The sequence below is a fragment of the Streptomyces sp. NPDC023573 genome, from assembly GCF_055559735.1.
On the sequence record NZ_JBVHKB010000004.1, the window covers coordinates 116,020 to 138,386 of the forward strand.

A 22,367-nucleotide genomic window follows, 5' to 3' on the forward strand; every position below is an offset into this window, starting at 1 on the left:
CCGGATACCGGACTCCGGGGGCCAGCCATTTTCCGGTGGCCCCCGGACGTACGTCAGCCGCTCGTACGGCGGCCCAGATCCCTCAGCCGGTGCCCGAGGTCGTCCATGCGGGCATCCAGGCGGATGACGTCGTGCGAGACGTCGGTGAGCCGGATGCTGATCGCACCGACGACCTGGTGCGTGACATCGAGCTTCCGGTCGAGCGAGTCGAGCCGCTGCGACATCCGGCCGAGCACGGGGCCGAGCTCTTGGAGCGCGCTGCCCACGTCGGCGAGGCAGCCCTCGATGCGGGTGACGCGCCGGTCGAGCGAGACGTAGGAGGTCCTGAGGCCCTCCTCCGCGTCCAGCAGGTGCGTCCGGACGCTGCGCGCGATGTCGCTGTCGCGAAGAAGCATGGCGACGTTGAGCACGGTCCTGCGGGTGTAAAGCGTGAGCTGGGTGGGCGCCTGTGGATAACTTTCCGGCCCCTCACCCTTCCATAGGGACATCATGTCCCTATGGAAGGCGCGCAGCTCAGCGCCGCGCACCAGCCTGAGGCCGTTCTCCTCCACCTCGGCGCGGTGGCGCTGGGTCAGCTTCCTGATGACCTCTGTGGATACTTCGAAGTACCGGGCCACCTCCTCTGTGCGAAGGTGAATTCCGTCCGGAAGCATGACAAGGCTCTTGACCTTGTCGAGGACTTCGACGCGCCCCATCTGCTCGACCCGGAGGGCTTTGGATTCGAGCAGGGCGACTTCCGTGGACATGGGTATGCCTCTCGTGCGTGGGAACGACAAGGACAGCCCTGTCCCCGGGCCGAGAGGGCGGAGGTCGCTCATGGTTGCCACTCACTCGATGACCGGCCGGGTGGGCGCTGCCTCACCGCTGCCGGCATTCCCCGAATTCACGAAAGCTCGACGCCACAGATTCCAGTTGCCTCCACGCATCCTGTACAACGAGCCGACAAGCGTACAGTCACGCGACCCGACCGCCCCCGCGCATGGAACAACCCCCGCCCGGTGGGCGGGGGTTGCAGAGGGTGCGGGGCGGTCTCACTCCTCGCCGGCGAGCTTCAGCGCCCGCAGCTTCTGACCCGCGTACCACGTCGCCACGACCGTCACGCCGACCAGCAGGAGGGTCGCGAGCGGCAGGCCGACGTCCGAGGTGATCACGCCCTCCCCGGCGACCTTCTCGGCGACCGAGAGGGACCACTGCTGCACACTGAGCGTCCTGGCCCCCGGCACCAGACTGCCGAAGAGCGCCTCCCACACCAGCGCGTACACGAGTCCGAAGACGACCGCGTGCCGGCTGACCGTGCCGAGCAGCAGGAAGAGCGCGCTGTACGCGATCGAGGCGACCAGCGCCGCGATCGTGTAGGCCACGGCGATCTGACCCCCGTTGCCGTTGAGGATCAGGCCCGCGACGAAGGTGGGCAGCGCCGAGAAGAGCATCGTCACGGCGATGGCGACGATGAGCTTGGTGAAGACGATCGTGGGCCGCTTCACCGGCTTGGCGAGCAGATAGACGATCGAGCCGTCGTCGATCTCCGGCCCGATGGCACCGGTGCCGGCGATGACACCGATGAGGGGGACCATCGTGGCGATGGCGAAACCGCCCAGCACCCCGGAGGCCACACCGTCATCGGCACCGGCGAACGCCCGTACCGCCACGGCGATGGCCACCAGCAGGACCGGCAGGACGAACAGGATGGCGGCCCGGCGCCGGCCGAGCAGGGCCCGGTAGGTGAGCCGGGCGACTGTGGGGTCGTACATGACGCTTCACAGCTCCTTTCAGGCCACTACTCAGGCCGCTACGAGATAGGAAAAGACCGATTCGAGGGACTCGTCGGACGGGGAGACGGTGAGCAGCCGGATGCCGTGTTCGCGCGCGACCTTCGGCAGCAGCGTCGTGAACCGCCCGAAGTCGACCGCTTGGATGCGCAGGGCCTTCTCCGTGACGTCGACCTCGATCCCCGCCGTCGAGGGGTCCGCGATCAGTGCGGCGGCGAGGGCCCGGTCGTCACTGGACCGGACGAGATAGCGGTGCGGCCGGTCCGTCATCAGCCGGCGGATCTTCCGGAAGTCGCCCGACGCCGCATGGCGGCCGGCCACGATCACCTCGATGTGCGAGGCGAGCTGCTCGACCTCCTCGAGGATGTGGGAGGAGAAGAGCACCGTGCGCCCCTCCGCCCCCATCCGGCGCAGCAGCTCCATGAGCTGCATCCGCTGACGCGGGTCCATTCCGTTGAACGGCTCGTCGAGGAGCAGCACCGAGGGGTCGTGGACCAGCGCGGACGCCATCTTCACGCGCTGGCGCATGCCCTTGCTGTACGTCGAGATCTTGCGGTCCTGGGCGTACTCCATCTCGACGGTGGCCAGCGCCTTGTGCGCGGCGGCGTCGCCCAGCCCGTGAAGCTCGGCATTGGCGACGACGAACTCGCGGCCGGTCAGGAAGTCGTACATGCCCTCCCGCTCCGGCACGATCCCGATCGCCTTGTAGACCGCCTCGTTGCGCCAGATCTGTGTGCCGTCGAGCGTCACCTTGCCGGTCGACGGCGCGAGGAACCCGGCCATCATGTTGATCAGCGTGGACTTCCCGGCCCCGTTGGGCCCGAGCAGCCCGGTGACTCCGGGGCCCACGGTCATGCTCACGTCGTTGACGGCGACCACGTTGCCGAACCAGCGGGAGGTGTGGTCGATCTCTATGGTGGTCACAGGCCGACCCTCCGGTAGCGGCGCATCAGTACGGCGTACGAGCCGGCGACGAGCGCGAGAACAACGATCAGATAGACCACACCGGCGGCGGCTCCGGGCCCTTCACCGCCCGGGAAGGCGGAGGAGGCCCCGAGGAACGCGGTCTGCACCCCGTCGATCAGCGTGATGGGCGAGAACAGCCCGAGCCAGGTGACGGCACCGGCCGAACCCGTCTCCCAGGCGATCGCCTGGACCGTGGAGACCGCGCCGTAGGTGATGGTCAGTACGGCGATGACGGCGGCGACACCGAAGCCCCTGCGCGGCGTCAGCGCGGCGACCACCAGCCCGAGCCCGGCGAACAGCACGGAGAGCAGTGCCACCGAGACCATCCCCTGCCCGAAGCCCTTGGTCTGATCCGCCAGGTCGAACTCGGCCAGCAGCGCGCCCACATAGAGGATGACGAGGGGCAGCCCGGTGAGGATGAGCAGGGCGGAGGCCATGGCGGCGAACTTGGCGACGACGTAGTCGACGCGCTCGATCGGCCGCGAGAAGTACAACGGCACGCTCTTGAAGCGGAGGTCCCTCGACACGGACTGCGGTGCCTGGGAGGCGATGAAGAGTCCGATCACGGCCTGCAGGTAGACCGCGAAGTCCGTGTAGTCGATGGGAAGCTTCGTCATGCCGGGCGCGTAGATGGCGACCGCGACGAGGATCAGCGCCACCAGGCACATCACCCCGCACAGAAGCATCGGCAGCACCTTGGACTTGGCGGACCTGCCCAGTCCGAACGAGCCCCGCAGGGACTGCGAGTACAGCGAGCGGCGGGCGTAGGCCCGGCCGAGCCGTGCGCCGTCGTAGGAGCGGTATCCGATGTTGTGGATCCGGGAGGTGTCGCTCCCGGCCGCGGTCCCGGTCTCAGTGCTCATCGCGACCGCTCCCCTTCTGCTGTCCGGCACCCGCTGTCGCGGCCACGGCCGCCCGCAGTGCCTCTTCGGTGCGGAAGACCTCGGCGATGTGATGGCGCCGCTGTTCCATCCGGATGAGACCCAGCCCGAGGCCGGCGACGCTGTCGCGGACCACGTCGTACGTCTCCTCGCCCGTCGCCTCCACCAGGAGGATGTGCCCCGCACCCGGCAGGCCCTCGGCGTCGAGACCGTCGTGTCCGACGAGCTTGATCCCGGCCCCGGTGAGGGCCCGGCGCAACGCGTCCGTACCGTCGGGGTGGGCGTCGCTGTCGGTGACCTCGACGGCCAGCGTCGTGGTCGACTGGGTGAAGTCGCTGGTGGAGCTGGAGCGCAGCAGCGCACCGCCGTCGATGACGACGACGTGGTCGCAGGTCCTCTCGAGCTCTCCGAGGAGGTGCGAGGTGACCAGCACCGAGATGCCGAAGTCGGTGTGGACACGGCGGATCAGACCGAGCATCTCGTCCCGGCCGACGGGGTCGAGGCCGTTGGTCGGCTCGTCGAGGAGGACCAGCTTCGGGTCGTGGACCAGTGCCTGGGCCAGCTTCACCCGCTGCTTCATACCGGTCGAGTAGCCGCCGATGGGGCGGTAGCGCTCCTCGTACAGCCCGACGTGGCGCAGGGTGTCCGCGGTGCGTTCGCGAGCCGCGGTGGGCGGGAGCCCGGACATCCGCGCCATGTGCACGACGAACTCGGTCGCCGAGACGTCGGGGGGCAGGCAGTCGTGCTCGGGCATGTATCCGACCCGCTCCCGGATGGCGCCGCCCTCGGTGGCGACGTCGAGCCCGAGCACCGCGGCCCGGCCTTCGGTGGCGGGGGACAGACCCAGCAGGATCTTGATCAGTGTGGACTTGCCGGCCCCGTTGGAACCCACCAGTCCGGTTACGCCCGGTCCGATGTCCAAGGAGAGCCGGTCAAGCGCGGTCACCCTCGGGAACCGCTTGCTCAGGCTTTCGGTTGCGATCACAGTCACGTCATCGACCGTAGTGGCGCCCGCCACAGGAGTCGTCAGACCAGGCGGCTGGATCCGCGTCAGACTCCAGGAGTACGGACCCGTAGGGGCACGGTACGCGAGGCCCCCTCCGAGGCCGGTACATCCGCACGGCGTTGTCCACAGGTTCGGGGCATCCCTTGACGCGGCCGTCCGTCGGTTGCCACATTCAGCGGTGTCACGTTACGGGCGCGTACCGCAACGCCGGCACTGGACGAGGAGGCGGCGTGGATCTGCGAGGCGCGCGTGAGCGCTGGGTGCGTACGGGCGGGATCGAGCTGTGTGTGGCCGAGCTGGGCGACCCCGCGCTGCCGACGATCGTGCTGGTGCACGGCTATCCGGACAGCAAGGAGGTCTGGTCCGAGGTCGCGGGACGGCTGGCGGAGCGGTGGCACGTGGTGCTCTACGACGTGCGGGGCCACGGCAGGTCGACGGCGCCCGAACCGCTGCGCGGCGGATTCACGCTGGAGAAGCTGACCGACGACTTCCTGGCCGTCGTGGACGCCGTGAGCCCGGACGGGCCGGTCCATGTCGTCGGTCACGACTGGGGTTCGGTCCAGTCCTGGGAATTCGCCACGGTGGAGCGGACCAAGGGCCGCATCGCCTCGTTCACCTCGATGTCCGGGCCTTCCCTCGACCACTTCGGGCACTGGATCAAGCGGCGTGTGTCCCACCCGGACCCCCGCGGCGTGGGGCAGTTGCTCGGCCAGGGCGCCAAGTCCTGGTACGTGTACGCGCTGCACACACCGGTTCTCCCCGAAATGGCCTGGCGCGGGACGCTGGGCAGGCAGTGGCCGCGGATTCTGCGGCGGATGGAGAAGGTGCCCGCGGACGGCTATCCGACGGCATCGCTGCCACGGGACGCGGCGCACGGGGCCTGGCTCTACCGTGACAACATCCGGGCCCGCCTGCGCCGGCCACGCCCGGACGCGTACGCGCACGTGCCCGTGCAGCTGATCACGCCCACTGGGGACGCCTTCCTCTCACCGTCGCTCTACGACGAACTGGACGCGTGGGTGCCCCGGTTGGTCCGGCGCACACTCCCCGCGAAGCACTGGGTGCCGCGCACCAGGCCGGACCAGCTGGCCTACTGGATCAGCGACTTCGTCGGCCAGGAGTCCGGGCGGGAGCCCGCAGGAGAGTTGGCCGGGGAGTCCGGCGGCCAGGGCGCTCCCGCCGGGACCGGGCCGGCGAGGACGCCGACGGCGGGCGCCCATGCGGACCGCTTCTCCGGGCAGTTGGTCCTGGTGACGGGTGCCGCGTCGGGCATCGGGCGGGCCACAGCACTGTCCTTCGCCGAGGCGGGGGCGCGGGTGGTCGCCGTGGACCGGGACGCGGAGGGCGTCGCACGGACGGCGGAGGCGGCTCGGCGAATCGGCGCGACCGCCGCATGGGGCGAGGTGGTGGACGTCGGGGACGAGCAGGCGATGGAGGACCTCGCGGCGAAGGTCGGAGCCGAACTCGGCGTCGTGGACGTCCTGGTGAACAACGCGGGCATCGGCCTGTCCGGATCTTTCCTCGACACGACGAGCGAGGAGTGGAAGAAGGTTCTCGACGTCAATCTGTGGGGAGTCATCCACGGCTGCCGGATCTTCGGCAGGCAGATGGCCGACCGGGGACAGGGTGGCCACATCGTCAACGTCGCCTCGGCGGCGGCCTATCAGCCGTCCCGGGCGCTGCCCGCATACAGCACGTCCAAGGCGGCGGTGCTGATGCTCAGCGAGTGCCTTCGCGCCGAACTGGCCGAGCGGTCGATCGGAGTCAGCGCGATCTGCCCGGGCTTCGTGGACACCGGCATCACCGGAGCGGCACGCTTCGCAGGAGCCGACGAGGGCGAGGAGGCGCGCCTACGGAAGCGAACCGCTCGGCTGTATTCGATCCGCAACTACCCGGCGGAGAAGGTGGCGCAAGCCATTCTCCGGGCCGTGGTGCACAACCGGGCCGTGGTGCCGGTGACGCCTGAGGCGCGTGTCGCGCGACTGCTGTCACGGTTCAGCCCTCGCGTAGTGCGAGGCGTCGCCCGACTGAAGCCTCCCTTGTGATCCGGCGCGCGACTCGTGCCCCCGACTGCCGCGACTCCGCTCTGTGGACGGATTGTTGATCGCGCCCGCGCGCTGCGGTGTCCAACGTCGCCGCTGTCGAAGCTGGTTGCTCATGTGAGGCTTTCTGCACTTCACTTGTCGAGCACCGAACACTCGAATGCTACCAAAGGGCGCCGGTGACAACTTAGTTGACCAAAGCGCTTATAACGTCCGGCATTTGTCCACAGAAGCGCCAAAGACCCTGTGGATAACCGGTGTTGGCTGTGGATCAAACCTGGTTGCGCCCATGGGTGCTGCGAACGCCGGGAGAAATCGACGTGCGCCCGAGGAGATGGCGCGGGCACTCTGTCGGCATGGACGAACGACGCACCGTCAAGGTGTCCAAGTACCTCTCGAAGCACCTGCGGCATGAGCCGGACCGGATCGGGATCAGCCTCGATCCCAACGGCTGGGTGGCCGTGGACGAGCTGCTGCCGGCCTGTGCCGATCACGGATTCCCCCTCACCCGCGACGACCTCGATCACGTCGTGGCAGTCAATGACAAGCGGCGGTTCACCGTGGAGGGCGACCGCATCCGCGCGAATCAGGGCCACTCCGTCCCGGTCGATCTCGGCCTGCCTCCGGCCGAACCGCCGGCGTACCTCTATCACGGCACCGTTGCACGGGTGCTCGGCACGATCCGCGCCGAGGGACTCCGGCCCATGAACCGCCACCACGTCCATCTGTCGCCCGACCGCGAGACGGCGGTCCGTGTCGGCGCCCGGCGCGGCACCCCGGTCGTCCTCACGGTGGACGCCGGCGTCATGTACCGCGCGGGTCACCTCTTCCACGTCAGCGCCAACGGGGTCTGGCTCACCGACTCCGTACCGCCGGCCTACCTGCGCCTGCGTGGATGAAGCGGGTCAGCGTTCCATGCCGCCCAGGCCCGCACGCAGATCACCGAGATTCATGACGGGCTGCAGCGCGACCTTGGAACCCGCGCTGAACAAGGGCTCCATGAGCGGCGGCATCTGGGCGGAGTCCTGCATGTCGAAGACGATCAGGCAGGTGCGCTGACCGTTCTGGATGGTGAAGTACGCCGCTTCGGGCCTGAGCTGCTCGACGACCTCCTCGATGATTTTCGGCATGGTTCCGTCGGCCACCGAGCGGTTCGCGGTCTCGGTGTCCATCTGCGCGGTGAGCAGCATCCTCATGACGACTCAGTCCTTCCGGCGGACCGCACCCGGTGCCGTGGCACACGCGCGGGCAGGCCGACTGCGGATTCCTCTCCAGCGTCGCCCCCACCCGGCAGCCCGGCAACCACTGCCACCCGCCCGGGACAGTGTTCCTCCCCGGCACCGTCCGGCTCCGGGCCGATCAGGCCAACTGCCCCAGGCCCTCGGTGGCGATCGTCTCGAATACGTCGAAGTCCGCGGCGAAGTCCGAGTCCGGGATCGGCCAGTGGAGCACGATCTCGGTGAAGCCCAGCTCCTGGTGGCGACCGGCGAAGTCGACGAAGGCGCCGACAGATTCCAGGGGCCGGCCACGGTCCGGGGTGAACCCGGTGAGCAGCACCTTGTCCAGCTCGGCCACATCCCTGCCGGCGTCGGCACATGCTGCGCCGAGCTTGTCGATCTGGCCGCGTACGGCCTCCACCGACTGCTCCGGAGTGCCCTCCTCGTACAGCTTCGGGTCCCCCGTGGTCACCCACGCCTGCCCGTACCGCGCGGCAAGCCTCAAGCCGCGCGGGCCGGTTGCGGCGACGGCGAAGGGCAGTCGGGGGCGCTGGACACAGCCCGGGAGGTTACGCGCCTCCTCGGCGGAGTAGTGCGTGCCCCGCTCGCTCACCGCGTCCTCGGTGAGCAGCCGGTCGAGCAGCGGGACGAACTCCCCGAACCGGTCCGCACGCTCCTTCGGCGTCCACGGCTCCTGCCCCAGGGCGGTCGCGTCGAAGCCGTTGCCTCCTGCCCCGATGCCGAGCGTGATCCGGCCGCCCGAGATGTCGTCGAGCGAGATCAGCTCCTTGGCCAGCGTCACCGGATGCCTGAAGTTCGGTGATGTGACGAGGGTGCCCAGACGCAGCCGCTCGGTCGCCGTGGCCGCCGCGGTGAGGGTGGGCAGGGCCCCGAACCACGGTCCGTCGCGGAAGGTGCGCCACGACAGATGGTCATAGGTGTAGGCCGCGTGGAAGCCGAGCTCCTCAGCCTTCCGCCACTTGGCGCGGCCTCCCTCGTGCCAGCGGTCGACGGGCAGGATCACGGTGCTCAGGCGCAGGCTCATGCCCCCGACCCTACGTCGGCCGGGAGGGCCTCCCCGGAGGTACGGGAGGCGTCCCTCCGGGGAGACCCTCCCGCCCCTCCACGGCCCGGATTCTCACGACGAGCCGATGGCATATGCCGTTGCCATGTTCTGCAGCTCAAGGACTCGCACACTCAGATGTGCGCCCCTCTGCACGCCCGTGCGACTCCGTACGGGAGAATGGGCGGGTGACCTCAGCTACCGACTCGCCTCTGCCTGCCGTGACCCGGCTGATCGCCACCGATCTGGACGGCACTCTCCTACGCGACGACAAGACGTTGTCGGACCGTACGACCGCCGCCCTGGCAGCCGCCGCAGAGGCCGGGATCGAGGTCTTCTTCGTCACCGGGAGGCCCGCTCGCTGGATGGACGTCGTCAGCCCTTACGTGCAGGCCCACGGCATGGCCATCTGCGCGAACGGAGCCGCTGTCGCCGATCTCCACGAGGGAGAGCTGATCAGGGTCTACCCGCTGGAGCGCGCGGTCGCCCTGACCGTGGTCGAGATCCTGCGCGAGGCCGCCCCGGGGGTCTCGTTCGCCGTCGAACTGACCACCGGCATCCACTACGAACCCGCCTATCCCCCGTTCCACCTGGACCCGGGTGCCACGGTCGCGGTCGCGGAGAAACTGCTCCACGAGGAGGCTCCGGGCACCGGTACGCCGGTCCTCAAGATCCTCGCCCACCACCCCGAGATGGCCCCGGACGCCTTCCTCGCGCTGGCCCGTGAACTGGCGGGGGAGCATGCGTCGTTGACCCGGTCCAGCCCCACCGCGCTGCTGGAGATCAGCGGCCTCGGTGTCTCCAAGGCCGCCACGCTCGCCGCCTGCTGCGCGGAGCGGGGTATCGCTGCCGCCGAGGTGGTCGCGTTCGGGGACATGCCCAACGACGTGGAGATGCTGAGCTGGGCCGGCGCCTCGTTCGCCATGGGCAACGCCCACCCGGCCGCCGTGGCCGCCGCGTCCGGTGTGACGCTCACGAACGACGAGGACGGCGTCGCGGTCGTCATCGAGCGGATCCTCGCCGCTCGCTGAGCCGCCGGCCGGGACGGCCGGGACGGCCGGGACGGCCGGGACGGCCGGGACGGATGTCAGAGCGGGACCTGCCAGGTGACCGTCGTGCCGCTGTCGCCCTCCCCGGCACCCGGGCCGAACCAGCTCGCGCCGCCCAGCGACTCGGCACGCCGTGCGAGGTTGCGCAGGCCACTGCGCCGGCCGCCCTCCGGGATGCCCACCCCGTCGTCGGCGACCGTCAGCCGTACCGCGTCCCGCCCGTCCGGCAGCGCCGCCGTCGCGTCCACCCTCACCTCGACGCGCGAGGCCCGCGCATGGCGGAAGGTGTTGGACAGCGCCTCCCGCAGAGCCGCGATGAGGTTCTTGCCGGCGAGCTCCCCCACCAGTGAGTCGACCGGGCCCACGAAACGGTGCGCGGGCATGAAGCCCAGCGGCACGGCAGCCATGTTGATCTCCCGCAGGACACGGGTCCGCAGCCCCGACGGCGCCTCGGCCGGTTCCTGCTGCAGAGCGAAGATGGCCGTACGGATCTCCTGGATGGTGACATCCAGTTCGTCCACGGCCCGCCCGATCCCGGCCTGCACCGCAGGCACCGGCGAGCGCCGCTGAGCACCCTCAAGCATGATCCCGGTGGCGAACAGGCGCTGGATGACCAGGTCATGGAGGTCCCGGGCGATCCTGTCCCGGTCCTCGTAGACGGCGAGCCTCTCGCGGTCCCGCTGGGCTTCGGACAGCTTCAGAGCCAGCGCGGCCTGGGCCGCGAAGTGGGTGGCCAGCGTCCGCTCCGCACGGGTGAAGGGCCGGCCGCCCCGGGCCCGTGGGATGGAGAGCGCCCCGAGCACCCGCCCACCGCTGCGCAGGGGGAGCAGCATGTGCGGGCCGAACCGGTCCGCCAGGCCGGTCATCATCCGGGGGTCGGTCGCCGAATCGTCCAGGAACACCTCCTCGCCCCGCAGGAGTGCCGCCACCACGGGACTCTCCGGCGGGATGATCACCCCGAGGGAAGCCGACGGCTTGTCCCCGGCGACGGCGACGATCTCCAGCCCTCCCTCCGCGGCCGGAAGCAGCACGATGCCGGCCGCGGCGTCGGCGAGGCGACGCGCCTGTTCGGCGACGACAGCGAGTGCCTCGTCGGCGTCCCCGGCCGAGAGCAGGGCGGTGGTGACGGCCACCGAGCCGTCGATCCACTGTTCACGCTGTCGTGCGGCGTCGTACGTCCGCGCGTGGCCGATGGCGATCCCGGCCTCCGTGGCCAGCACGCGCAGCATGTGCAGTTCGTCGTCGCCGAACGCCTCCCCGCCCCGCTTCTCCATCACGTAGAGGTTGCCGAAGATCTTGCCCTGGACCCGGATCGGGACCCCGAGGAACGTACGCATCCTCGGGTGCGCGGCCGGGAACCCGGCGAAGCGGGGATCCGCCTCCAGGTCTTCCAGCCGGATCGGCACGCCCTCCTCGATCAGTGCGCCCAGCAGACCCGTGTGCCCGTCGGGCGGCCGTCCGATCGCCCGGGCGACCTCCTCCGGCACTCCATGGGTGATGAAGTCGCAGAGACTTTCCCCCGGCCTCTCGACGACGCCGATGGCGGCGTAGCGGGCATGGGCCAGTTCCGCCGCGGTCTCGCAGATGCGCTCCAGTGTGGAGTGGAGCTCCAGGCCGGTGCCGACGGACCTCGTCGCCTCCAGCAGTCGCGGAACCCGAGCGGTCAGCTCCGCGGAGAGCCCGCGCAGGCTGCCGGAGTTCCGCTGCGCGGCTCCCGGCGGGGCGTTCGGATCCTGCTCGGCCATGGCTCGAGCCTAATGAGCATCGAATGGTCCGGAAAGTCGGAACCTGAGCCCGCTCGGCCACGCTCAGGCCCCTGCTGGAGCCACTCAGGCCCGTACGGGAACCACTCAGGCCCCTGCTGGAGCCACTCAGGCCCGTACGGGAACCACTCAGGCCCCTGCTGGAGCCACTCAGGCCCGCACGGGAACCACTCAGGCCCCTGCTGGAGCCACTCAGGCCCGTACGGGAACCACTCAGGCCCGTGCCCGCACCGCCGGCCGCCCTCAGACCCGTACCGGAAGCGGCCGCCCGCGCTCCGGCTCCGTACGCACCGGCTCCCGTTCCCGATCGAGCATCCGGCGCAGCGGTCCGTCCTGCGCGGCCAGAACGGCGTACGGCCCCTGCTGCACCACTCGGCCCCCGTCCAGCACCAGGACCTCGTCCACCGCGTCGAGCCCGGCCAGCCGATGAGTGATCAGCACGGTCGTACGCCCTTCGGTGGCAGCCAGCAGATCAGCGGTGAGGGCGTCCGCCGTCGCCAGGTCCAGGTGCTCGGCGGGTTCGTCGAGCACGAGCACGGGGAAGTCGGCGAGGAGCGCGCGGGCCAGTGCCAGCCGCTGGCGCTGACCCCCCGAGAGCCGGGCCCCGTGCTCACCCACCAGCGTGTCGAGGCCCTCGGGCAGTGAGCGGGCCCACTCCAGCAGCCTCGCCGCGGCAAGAGCCTCCCGCAGCCGGTCGTCCGTCGCGTCGGTGCGGGCGAGCCGCAGGTTCTCGCGGATGGAACTGTCGAACACATGGGCATCCTGGGCGCACAGCCCGACGAAGGTCCGGACCGTGTCGCCGTCCAGCGCGGACGCCTCGACGCCACCGAGGCGGTACGTCCCCTCCCGGGCGTCCAGGAAGCGGAGCAGCACTTGGGCGAGCGTGGTCTTCCCCGAACCGGACTGGCCCACGACGGCGACCCGCTTGCCGGGGTGGAGCGTGAGGTCGACGGAGTGCAGCGCGTCGCGCTCCGCGCCGTCGTACCGGGCCGACAGTCCTCGTACGTCGAGCGGGAAGGGCGAGGCGGGGGGCTCGACGGGGTCCGCCGGCTCCTCCACTGGGACGGGAGCGTCCAGCACCTCGTAGACCCGCTCCGCACTCCGCTCGACCCGCTGGCGGTACTGCACAGCGAGCGGCAGTCCCGTCACGGCCTCGAACGCCGCCAGGGGCGTGAGGACGACCACGGCCAGTTCCACCCCGGCCAGCCGTCCGTCCGACACGGCGGGCAGCGCGACGATCGCCGCGCCCACCACGGTGAGTCCGCAGATCAGGGCGGAGAGCCCCCCGCCCAGCGCGGTGGCGGCCGCCGCGCGTGCGGCGATCCGCGCCAGGACGCCGTCCGCCGCACGCACCTGCTCCCTACGGGCGGGCAGCGCGCCCGCGACGGCCAGCTCGGCGGTCCCACCGAGGAGATCGGCGATCCGGACGGCCAGCGTGGCCCGGGCGGGGGCGAGCCGGCGCTCGGCCCGCCGCGCGCACGCGCCACTCAGCCACGGGACGCCCACGCCCGCGAGGAGCAGCCCCGCCGCCAGCACGGCCCCCGCCTCCGGCAGCAGCCAGCCGGTGAAGGCGACAGCCCCGGTCCCGACCAGCAGCGCGGTCGCCGCGGGCAGCAGCCAGCGCAGCCAGTAGTCCTGCAACTCGTCCACGTCGGAGACCAGCCGGGACAGCAGGTCGCCCCGCCGCGTGGTCCGGAGACCGGCCGGCGCGATGCGCTCGAGCCCGCGGTACACCGCGACCCTGAGCTCGGCGAGCATCCTGAGCACGGCGTCGTGGGACACCAGCCGCTCCGCGTAGCGGAAGACGGCCCGGCCCATGCCGAAGGCCCGCGTCGCGGTCACCGCGACCATCAGATACAGCACCGGGGGCTGCTCGGAGGCGCGCGAGATCAGCCATCCCGAGACGGCCATGAGCCCGACCGACGACCCCACGGCGAGGCTGCCCAGCAGCAGTGCGAGACCCAGCTTCCCGTGCTGGGAACCCGCGGCCTCCCGCACCCGCGCCAGCACTCGGCCCCCGGCCCGGGGCGCGGTGTCCCTGAGCAGCACCGGCTCCGCCGCGCCCGGGCGCCCGCCGCCGTCCGGTCCTCCCGGAGTGCGCTCGGCCTCATCGGGCCCGCGTGTGGCGTCCGTACCGGAAGCCCCCGGCTCCGCTCCGGACTTCCCCGGTTCCAGCGTCACCACCCGGTCCGCGACCGTGAGCAGAGCCGGCCGGTGCACGACCAGCAGCACCGTGCGCCCCGCTGCCAGCCTCCGCACCGCGTCGACTATGCCCGCCTCCGTCTCACCGTCCAGGCTCGCCGTCGGCTCGTCGAGCAGCAGCAGAGGCCGGTCGGCGAGGAAGGCCCGGGCCAGCGCGAGCCGCTGACGCTGCCCCGCCGAGAGCCCCGCGCCGTCCTCGCCCAGGGCCGTCCCCGCCCCGGCCGGCAGCGCGGCCACGAAGTCGTACGCGCCCGCCGCCCGCAGCGCGTCCATGACCGCCGCGTCGTCCGCGTCCGGCCGGGCGAGGCGTACGTTCTCCGCGATCGTCCCGGCAAAGAGGTGAGGGTGCTGAGGCACCCAGGCGATCTGCTCGCGCCAGCGTTCGGGGGAGAGGGCGGCAAGATCGACACCCCCGACCCGGACCCGCCCCTCGTCGGGCGCGGTGAATCCCAGCACCAAGCTGAGGAGCGTGGACTTGCCCACTCCGCTGGGGCCGACCAGCGCGACGGTCTCCCCCTGCTCGACCACGAGGGAGGCGGCGTCCGGAGAGGGCTCGGCGCGGCCCTCGTGCCGGACGGTCACCCCCTCCAGCTCCAGCCGCAGGGACGGGGGCACGTCCTGGCTGCCACCGGCCGGGGGCTCGGTCTCCAGCACGGCGAAGATCTCCTCGGCGGCCGAGAGCCCTTCCGCGGCCGCGTGGTACTGGGCACCGACCTGGCGGATCGGCAGATAAGCCTCCGGCGCCAGGATGAGAACCACCAGCCCCGTGTAGAGGTCGAGCTCTCCGTGGACCAGCCGCATGCCGATCGTCACCGCGACCAGCGCCACGGAGAGGGTCGCCAGCAACTCCAGGGCGAAGGAGGAGAGAAAGGCGATCCGGAGCGTCTTCAGCGTGGCCCGGCGGTACTCCGAGGTGATGCTGCGGATCGATTCGGCCTGCGCCTTGGCCCGGCCGAAGACCTTCAGCGTCGGCAGCCCGGCCACCACGTCGAGAAAGTGCCCGGAGAGCCGTGACAGCAGCCTCCACTGACGGTCCATGCGGGACTGCGTGGCCCATCCGATCAACACCATGAAGAGCGGGATCAGAGGCAGCGTCACCACGATGATCGCCGCCGAGACCCAGTCCTCGGTGACGATCCGCGCCAGCACGGCCACCGGGACGACGACCGCGAGGCCGAGCTGCGGCAGATAGCGCGAGAAGTAGTCGTCCAGAGCGTCGACGCCCCGGGTGGCCAGGGCGATCAGCGACCCGGTGCGCTGCCCGCCCAGCCAGTCCGGCCCCAGACCGGAGGCCCGCTCCATGAGCCGGCCGCGCAGCTCGGACTTGACCGCCGAACTCGCCCGGTACGCGGCCAGTTCGGTCAGCCAGGCCACGAACGCCCGCCCCAGAGCGACGGCGGCGAGGAGAAGCAGCGGCGTGCGGAGCCCGGTGACGGTCAGCCCGTCCTCGAATCCGCCCACCACCACTTCCGCGACGAGCATCGCCTGGGCGATGACCAGGGCGGCTCCGACCAGGCCCAGTGCCACCACGGCGGCCAGGAAGAACCGGGTGGCCCGGGCGTACCGGAGCAGACGCGGGTCGATCGGTTTCACGTGAAACAGCTCCCCAGTGAGCTCATGTCGTTCGCTCGTTCAGTGCGCGTCGGCGATGTGGTGCGTGCCGATGCGCTTGCGGAACACCCAGTACGTCCAGCCCTGGTACAGCAGCACCACCGGAGTGGCGATACCGGCACACCAGGTCATGATCTTGAGGGTGTACGGGCTGGAGGAGGCGTTGGAGACCGTCAGGTTCCAGGCGTCGTTCAGCGAGGACGGCATCACGTTCGGGAAGAGCGTCAGGAAGAGCATGGCGACCGCCGCCGTGATGGTCACCCCGGAGAACGCGAATGACCAGCCCTCGCGTCCCGCCGCGATGGCGCCGATGGCCACGACCAGCGACACGACGGCGGTGATCATCGCCGCCAGGCTCCAGCCGTTGCCGTTGTCCGCCTGCGTCCACGCGAGGAAGCCCAGCGCGAGCAGCGCGGTGGCCGACCCCAGCTTGAAGGCGAGCCCCCGTGCCCGCTCCCTGATGTCCCCGACGGTCTTGAGCGCGGCGAACACCGCGCCGTGGAAGGTGAAGAGGAACAACGTGACCAGCCCGCCGAGAACGGCGTACGGATTGAGCAGGTCCCAGAGGTTGCCGACGTACTCCATGTCGGCGTCGATCTTCACGCCTCGGACGATGTTCCCGAAGGCCACGCCCCAGAGAACGGCCGGGATCAGCGAGGTCCAGAAGATCGCGTGCTCCCAGTTGGTCTGCCACCGCTCCTCGGGCCGCTTGGCCCGGTACTCGAAGGCCACCCCGCGCACGATCAGGCAGAGCAGGATGAGCAGCAGGGGGAGGTAGAAACCGGAGAACAGGGTGGCGTACCACTCGGGGAAAGCCGCGAAGGTCGCGCCGCCCGCGCTGAGCAGCCACACCTCGTTCCCGTCCCAGACCGGCCCGATCGTGTTGATCAGGACCCGACGCTCCTTGCGGTCCCGGGCCAGCAGCTTGGTGAGGACGCCGATACCGAAGTCGAACCCTTCCAGGAAGAAGTAGCCGGTCCACAGGACGGCGATGAGCACGAACCAGACGTCGTGGAGTTCCATCTCTCAGCTCCGCTTGATCTCAGTAGGAGAAGGCCATCGGCCGGTCGGCGTCCTGGTCGTGGCCGCCGATCCGGGTGGGCGGGTTGAGGTCGGCCTCGGTGAGCTCGGGCGGTCCGGCCTTGACGTACTTCAGGAGGAGCTTCACCTCGATGACGGCGAGCACCGCGTAGAGCGCGGTGAACCCGATCATGGAGGTGAGGATCTCCCCCTGCGAGACCCCTGGGGAGACCGCGTCGCGGGTCTGGAACACGCCGTACACCACCCAGGGCTGGCGCCCCATCTCGGTGAAGATCCAGCCCCAGGAGTTGGCGATCAGGGGGAAGAGCATGGTCCAGAGGGCCGTGATCCAGTACAGCCTGGCGAGCTTCGGGCTCAGCGCCTTGTTCCTGAAGAGGACCAGATTCGGTACGTCGTCCTCACCGGTCCGCATCGCCTCCGGCAGCATGAACTTCTTCCGCGTCAGCCATAGCCCCAGGATCCCGAGGCTGAAGGAGGCCATGCCGAAGCCGATCATCCAGCGGAAGCTCCAGAAGGCGACCGGGATGTTGGGCCGGTAGTCGCCCGGGCCGTACTTCTCCTGCTCCGCCTTGTTGATGTCGTTGATGCCGGGGATGTACGAGGTGAAGGTGTCGTCCGCGAGGAAGGACAGCACGCCCGGGATCGAGACCTCGACCGTGTTGTGCCCCTCGGCGACGTCGCCGACCGCGAAGAGCGAGAAGGGTGCGCCCTCCTCGCCCTCCCACAGCGCCTCGGCCGCGGCCATCTTCATGGGCTGCTGCTTGAACATCACCTTGCCGAGGAGGTCACCGCTGACGGCGGTGAGCAGGCCGGCGACCACCACGGTGACCAGTCCGAGTCGCAACGAGGTCCGCATCACACGGATGTGCCTCTTGCGCACCAGGTGGAAGGCGGCGATACCGACCATGAAGGCGCCGCCCACGAGGAACGCGGCGGTGATCGTGTGGAAGAACTGTGCCAGCGCCGTGTTCTGGGTGAGCACGTGCCAGAAGTCCGTGAGCTCGGCGCGCCCGCGCTCCTCGTTGATCCGGTAGCCGACCGGGTGCTGCATCCAGGAGTTGGCGGCCAGGATGAAGAAGGTCGAGAGGATCGTGCCGATGGACACCATCCATATACAGGCGAGGTGGATCTTCTTCGGCAGCTTGTCCCAGCCGAAGATCCACAGCCCGATGAAGGTGGACTCGAAGAAGAACGCGATCAGCGCCTCGAAGGCGAGGGGAGCGCCGAAGACGTCGCCGACGAACCGCGAGTAGTCCGACCAGTTCATGCCGAACTGGAACTCCTGGACGATGCCCGTGACCACGCCCATGGCGATGTTGATCAGGAAAAGCTTGCCCCAGAACTTGGTGGCCCTGAGGTACTTCTCGTTGTCCGTGCGCACCCAGGCGGTCTGCAGGCCGGCGGTGAGCGCGGCGAGAGAGATCGTCAGGGGAACGAACAGGAAGTGGTAGACGGTGGTGATGCCGAACTGCCAGCGCGCCAGGGTCTCTGGTGCCAGAGCCAGGTCCACGACTCTTCTCCTTACGTCGCCGCGATCACGCCGCAGGCTGCCCGTTGAACCACCCGATCATGGGAGGAAACGGGACGCGCTTGTGAACGCGTTCACATTCACAAGCAATTATGGCGCACGTGCATTCGAAGCTGTCGGGTGGGGGTGGTTTCCGGCCGACCGGTCCGGACCACCCGGAACCGGACACACCCCCCCGGACCGAGCACCGGCGGTTTCCGGCCCGGGAAACACGGGGGCCCCGGACCTCGGTGATCGAGGTCCGGGGCCACCGGGGACGCGGGTGGCAGCCGCGCCGCTACCGCTCCCGGCCGAAGGACTCCGCCACCTTCAGGAACACGTCGTTGGCCTCGGCCTCCCCGATCGTGACCCGCACGCCTTCGCCGGCGAACGGCCGCACGACCACACCGGCCCGCTCGCAGACCCCCGCGAACTCGACCGTCCGGTCCCCGAGCCGCAGCCAGACGAAGTTGGCCTGCGACTCCGGAACGGTCCAGCCCTGCCGCACCAGCCCCTCGTACACCCGGGCCCGCTCGCCGACCAGCGATCCGACCCTGCCCAGCAGCTCGTCCTCGGCGCGCAGCGAGGCGACCGCGGCGTCCTGGGCGACCTGGCTGACACCGAACGGAACGGCCGTCTTGCGCAGCGCCGCCGCCACGGGCTCGTGCGCCACCGCGAAGCCGACCCGCAGACCGGCGAGGCCGTAGGCCTTGGAGAAGGTGCGGAGCACCGCGACATTGGGCCGGTCCCGGTAGATCTCGATCCCGTCCGGCACGTCGGCGTCGCGGATGAACTCCTTGTACGCCTCGTCGAGCACGACCAGGACGTCGTCCGGGACGCGGTCGAGGAACCGCTCCAGCTCCGCCCGGCGCACCACCGTGCCCGTCGGGTTGTTCGGATTGCAGACGAAGATCATCCGCGTGCGGTCGGTGACCGCGTCCGCCATGGCGTCGAGATCGTGCACCTCACCCTCGGTCAGCGGCACCTTGACCGACGTCGCGCCGCTGACCTGCGTGATGATCGGGTAGGCCTCGAACGACCGCCAGGCGTAGATGACCTCGTCCCCCGGCCCCGAAGTGGCCTGGAGCAGCTGCTGGGCGACACCGACCGAGCCCGTGCCGGTGGCCAGGTGGGAGACAGGCACACCGAACCTGTCGGACAGCTCGTTCATCAGGCCGGTGCAGGCCAGGTCCGGATACCTGTTGAAGCCGGCGGCCGCGGCGAGCACCGACTCCATCACACCGGGCAGCGGGGGGTACGGGTTCTCGTTGGAGGACAGCTTGAAGGCAACCGGCCCCTCCGCGGACGCCCGCTTGCCCGGCACATACGCAGGGACACCGTCCAGCTCGGCGCGCAGTTTCGGACTCGTCTCGCTCACCGCAGGTCCTCCTCGACCGTCCGTACACATCAATACTGCTCACCTTATGAGGATTGGGCACCTGTGCGAATGGCCGGCTCCGAAATCGTCGCCCCGGACGGGAATCGTCCGTCCCGCACCGCCCCGGCGGGCACCGGGAGGGGGGAGCGTCGCACATTCCGCCGCACGCCGGTCGCTCACTCCGTGGCGCGCATCCCTCGAACAGGTGAGTTGAGACCTCTTCGAGACCTGGACCATTCAGCAGGTTCCTGCACAGCGATGCGCGACACATCGATACCGAAGGCCTCAACGCCCTTGTTTTGCAAGGCATTTACCTCTAAATGATCATGCAAAAACGTGCCTGCCAACGTCTGCATATGCGACCGGCCTGACCTGGCTCCGGCCCCCTACTATCGGCTCGCCATGACAGCAGCAGGGAAGCACCAGGTGAGCCGGACAGAGACGCCCCGGCGCAGCGGCCGGCCAGGACGGGCGGGGATCCGGGATGTAGCCGCCGCGGCCGGCGTCTCCATCACGACCGTGTCCGACGCGCTCAACGGCAAGGGCAGGCTCCCGGATGCCACCCGCAGCCATGTCCGCGAGGTCGCCGAACGGCTGGGCTACCGCCCGTCAGCGGCTGCCCGAACCCTCCGTACCGGCAAGTCGGGGCTCATCGGCCTGACCGTGACCACGTACGGGGATGAACCTTTCACCTTCACCGAATTCGCCTACTTCGCGGAGATGGCGAGAGCCGCCACCTCGGCCGCGCTCGCCCGTGGCTACGCCCTCGTGATCCTCCCCGCCACCTCGCGCCACGACGTGTGGTCGAACGTCGCGCTCGACGGCACGGTCGTCATCGACCCCTCCGACCAGGACCCGGTGGTCACCGAACTCGTCCGCCAGGGGCTTCCCGTCGTCTCCGACGGGCGCCCGGCGGGCACGCTCCCGGTCACCGCCTGGGTGGACAACGACCACCGGGCGGCCGTCCTCGACCTCCTGGACCACCTCGCGGCAGCGGGAGCCCGCCGCATCGGACTGCTGACCGGCACCACCACCGACACGTACACCCGGCTCTCCACCACCGCCTATCTGCACTGGTGCGAGCGGGTCGGCCAGGACCCGGTCTACGAGTCCTACCCGGCCCACGATCCCTGCGCCGGCGCCGTCGCCGCGGACCGCCTCCTCGCCCGCCCCGACCGCCCCGACGCCGTCTACGGGCTCTTCGACCCCAACGGCACCGATCTGCTGGCCGCCGCGCGCCGCTACGGCCTGCGGGTCCCCGAGGACCTCCTGCTGGTCTGCTGCAGCGAATCCACGGTGTACGCGTCCACCGAGCCCCCCATCACCACGCTCTCGCTGAAGCCCCGCAGAATCGGCACGGCCGTCGTCCAGCTCCTCATCGACGCCATCGAAGGAGTCGAACACGACGGCCCGGTGGAGCAGGTGATACCGACGGAGCTCATCGTCCGGACGTCCTCGCAACGGCGTCCGCCACGCACCACCGTCAGCCCTCCGCGATCACCCGCCGGGGACTGAACGGATTAATCCGGACCAAACGGCCGGTGAATCGGATGCTCGCACGGATTCGACACCCCTGGTGCGTCACACAGCACGATCCGCATTCCTATGATGGGCGCACGACACCGCGGACCACCTCTACCAGGCAGGGCCCGTCAGGTGTACGGAGGCGCGACGGTGGTGGAGGGGTCGATGACTCAGGGGGCCGGTCAGGAACCCGTGGTGCGGACAGCGACGTTGCGTGACTTCCGCGTACCGCCGTATGCGCAGGTGCCCGTGCCCGCGCCCTTGCCGCACCCCGGCAACGCCGTGGTGGGCGACGAACCGCCGGAGGGGTACACCCCCACCGAGCGCGATCTTCCCGTGATCAACCGCGGCGACACCGTTCAGGTGGAGACCGTTCCGGAGGCCCGGCCCGCCGCCGACTCCGGCCGCGGCCCGCTGTATGCCGTCGGCGACGTGCACGGCTACTTGGACGAGCTCCTGGCCGCGCTGCGGGAACAGGGCCTCGTCGACGCCGACGGCCGGTGGGCGGCGGGTAACGCCAGGCTCTGGTTCCTCGGCGACTTCACCGACCGCGGTCCGGACGGCATCGGCGTCATCGATCTCGTCATGCGTCTCTCCGCGGAGGCAGCGGCTGCCGGCGGGTACTGCAAAGCGCTCATGGGCAACCACGAACTGCTGCTGCTCGGTGCCAAGAGGTTCGGCGACACTCCCGTGCACTCCGGTGCCGGGACGGCGACCTTCCAGGCCGCCTGGCTGCTCAACGGCGGCCAGAAGACGGACATGGAACGGCTCCAGGACGTCCACCTCCAGTGGATGTCCCGGCTCGACGCGGTGGTCGAGGAGGACGGGCATCTGCTGATGCACTCCGACACGACCGCCTACCTCGACTACGGGTCCACCATCGAGGACGTCAACGACACGGTGCACGCCATTCTCACGCGGAACGACGCCGATGAGTGCTGGGACCTCTTCCGCAAGCTCACCAAGCGGTTCGCCTTCCGCGACGAGGGCGGTGCCGAGGCCGTTCGCGAACTGATGTCGACGTACGGCGGGCAGCGCGTCGTCCACGGTCACAGCCCCATTCCGTATCTCCTCGGAGAGGTCGGGGCGGAGGACGGCGAGGACGTGGCACGGCCCATGGTGGACGGTCCGCACGTCTACGCGGAAGGGCTCGCCATCGCCATGGACGGCGGGGTGACCATGGCCGGAAAGCTGTTGGTCGTCCAACTCCCTCTGCATGACTGACGGTCGCCGGGGAAGACGCATGACGACCCGACACCGTCAGCAGCTGGGCCAATTTCCGGAAACACCCTGTCACCCCGTGCCGTAGGCGCTCTACCATCGGGCGTACCAGTCGCAGGCTCTCCTC

17 protein-coding genes are annotated in these 22,367 nt (G+C 70.0%); 5 read left to right on the plus strand and 12 right to left on the minus strand.

Going from position 1 to position 22,367, the window contains the following annotated elements; all coding sequences use genetic code 11:
• Positions 1-53: 53 nt before the first annotated feature.
• From ACZ32T_RS14465 to ACZ32T_RS14485, 5 genes are all read right to left on the minus strand, one after another.
• A complete protein-coding gene (locus ACZ32T_RS14465) occupies positions 54-746 on the minus strand; it encodes a hypothetical protein (protein WP_467271590.1) in 693 nt (230 codons plus the stop codon).
• A 285-nt stretch (positions 747-1,031) separates the two neighbouring features.
• Complete coding sequence (locus tag ACZ32T_RS14470) at positions 1,032-1,751, minus strand: ABC transporter permease (RefSeq protein WP_467271592.1); 720 nt, start codon at positions 1,749-1,751, stop codon at positions 1,032-1,034.
• 30 nt (positions 1,752-1,781) lie between these two features.
• Positions 1,782-2,693, minus strand: coding sequence for an ABC transporter ATP-binding protein (locus ACZ32T_RS14475; protein ID WP_401628069.1), 912 nt, complete (start codon positions 2,691-2,693; stop codon positions 1,782-1,784).
• Positions 2,690-3,598 carry an ABC transporter permease gene (locus tag ACZ32T_RS14480; RefSeq protein WP_467271594.1) on the minus strand — a complete coding sequence of 303 codons (909 nt, stop codon included), beginning with the start codon at positions 3,596-3,598 and terminating at the stop codon, positions 2,690-2,692. Before ACZ32T_RS14480 ends, ACZ32T_RS14475 begins: the two co-directional genes overlap by 4 nt.
• Positions 3,588-4,601 carry an ABC transporter ATP-binding protein gene (locus ACZ32T_RS14485; RefSeq protein WP_467367586.1) on the minus strand — a complete coding sequence of 338 codons (1,014 nt, stop codon included), beginning with the start codon at positions 4,599-4,601 and terminating at the stop codon, positions 3,588-3,590. Before ACZ32T_RS14485 ends, ACZ32T_RS14480 begins: the two co-directional genes overlap by 11 nt.
• A 251-nt stretch (positions 4,602-4,852) precedes the next feature.
• Here ACZ32T_RS14485 and ACZ32T_RS14490 point away from each other — a divergent pair, with 251 nt between their 5' ends.
• Positions 4,853-6,667: an SDR family oxidoreductase gene (locus tag ACZ32T_RS14490; RefSeq protein WP_467271596.1), complete on the plus strand. Its 1,815-nt coding sequence runs from the start codon at positions 4,853-4,855 to the stop codon at positions 6,665-6,667.
• A gap of 353 nt (positions 6,668-7,020) precedes the next feature.
• Positions 7,021-7,563, plus strand: a complete 543-nt coding sequence (locus tag ACZ32T_RS14495) for an RNA 2'-phosphotransferase (protein ID WP_467271598.1) — start codon at positions 7,021-7,023, stop codon at positions 7,561-7,563.
• Positions 7,564-7,569: 6 nt separating this feature from the next.
• Here the strand turns inward: ACZ32T_RS14495 and ACZ32T_RS14500 are convergent, their stop codons facing one another.
• Positions 7,570-7,860, minus strand: coding sequence for a hypothetical protein (locus tag ACZ32T_RS14500; RefSeq protein ID WP_467271600.1), 291 nt, complete (start codon positions 7,858-7,860; stop codon positions 7,570-7,572).
• Between the two features lie 163 nt (positions 7,861-8,023).
• Positions 8,024-8,926, minus strand: coding sequence for an LLM class flavin-dependent oxidoreductase (locus tag ACZ32T_RS14505; protein WP_467367107.1), 903 nt, complete (start codon positions 8,924-8,926; stop codon positions 8,024-8,026).
• Positions 8,927-9,132: 206 nt separating this feature from the next.
• Here ACZ32T_RS14505 and ACZ32T_RS14510 point away from each other — a divergent pair, with 206 nt between their 5' ends.
• Entirely contained in the window at positions 9,133-9,975 is an 843-nt protein-coding gene (locus ACZ32T_RS14510) for a Cof-type HAD-IIB family hydrolase (protein ID WP_467271604.1), read from the plus strand.
• A gap of 56 nt (positions 9,976-10,031) precedes the next feature.
• Here ACZ32T_RS14510 and ACZ32T_RS14515 read toward each other — a convergent pair whose 3' ends face one another.
• From ACZ32T_RS14515 to hisC, 5 genes are all read right to left on the minus strand, one after another.
• Positions 10,032-11,738, minus strand: a complete 1,707-nt coding sequence (locus ACZ32T_RS14515; protein WP_467367109.1) for a sensor histidine kinase — start codon at positions 11,736-11,738, stop codon at positions 10,032-10,034.
• Between the two features lie 261 nt (positions 11,739-11,999).
• Positions 12,000-15,551 (minus strand): thiol reductant ABC exporter subunit CydD, encoded by a 3,552-nt coding sequence (gene cydD, locus ACZ32T_RS14520; RefSeq protein ID WP_467367111.1) that lies wholly within the window; start codon positions 15,549-15,551, stop codon positions 12,000-12,002.
• Between the two features lie 39 nt (positions 15,552-15,590).
• Complete coding sequence (gene cydB, locus ACZ32T_RS14525) at positions 15,591-16,592, minus strand: cytochrome d ubiquinol oxidase subunit II (RefSeq protein ID WP_467367113.1); 1,002 nt, start codon at positions 16,590-16,592, stop codon at positions 15,591-15,593.
• Positions 16,593-16,611: 19 nt separating this feature from the next.
• The gene (locus ACZ32T_RS14530; protein WP_467271611.1) at positions 16,612-18,120 is read right to left on the minus strand and encodes a cytochrome ubiquinol oxidase subunit I; all 1,509 of its coding nucleotides are present in this window, start codon (positions 18,118-18,120) and stop codon (positions 16,612-16,614) included.
• 295 nt (positions 18,121-18,415) lie between these two features.
• Positions 18,416-19,495 carry a histidinol-phosphate transaminase gene (hisC, locus tag ACZ32T_RS14535; RefSeq protein ID WP_467271613.1) on the minus strand — a complete coding sequence of 360 codons (1,080 nt, stop codon included), beginning with the start codon at positions 19,493-19,495 and terminating at the stop codon, positions 18,416-18,418.
• A 402-nt stretch (positions 19,496-19,897) separates the two neighbouring features.
• Here hisC and ACZ32T_RS14540 point away from each other — a divergent pair, with 402 nt between their 5' ends.
• Positions 19,898-21,010, plus strand: coding sequence for a LacI family DNA-binding transcriptional regulator (locus ACZ32T_RS14540; protein ID WP_467271615.1), 1,113 nt, complete (start codon positions 19,898-19,900; stop codon positions 21,008-21,010).
• 174 nt (positions 21,011-21,184) lie between these two features.
• Positions 21,185-22,243 (plus strand): metallophosphoesterase, encoded by a 1,059-nt coding sequence (locus ACZ32T_RS14545; RefSeq protein ID WP_467271617.1) that lies wholly within the window; start codon positions 21,185-21,187, stop codon positions 22,241-22,243.
• Positions 22,244-22,367: the final 124 nt, after the last annotated feature.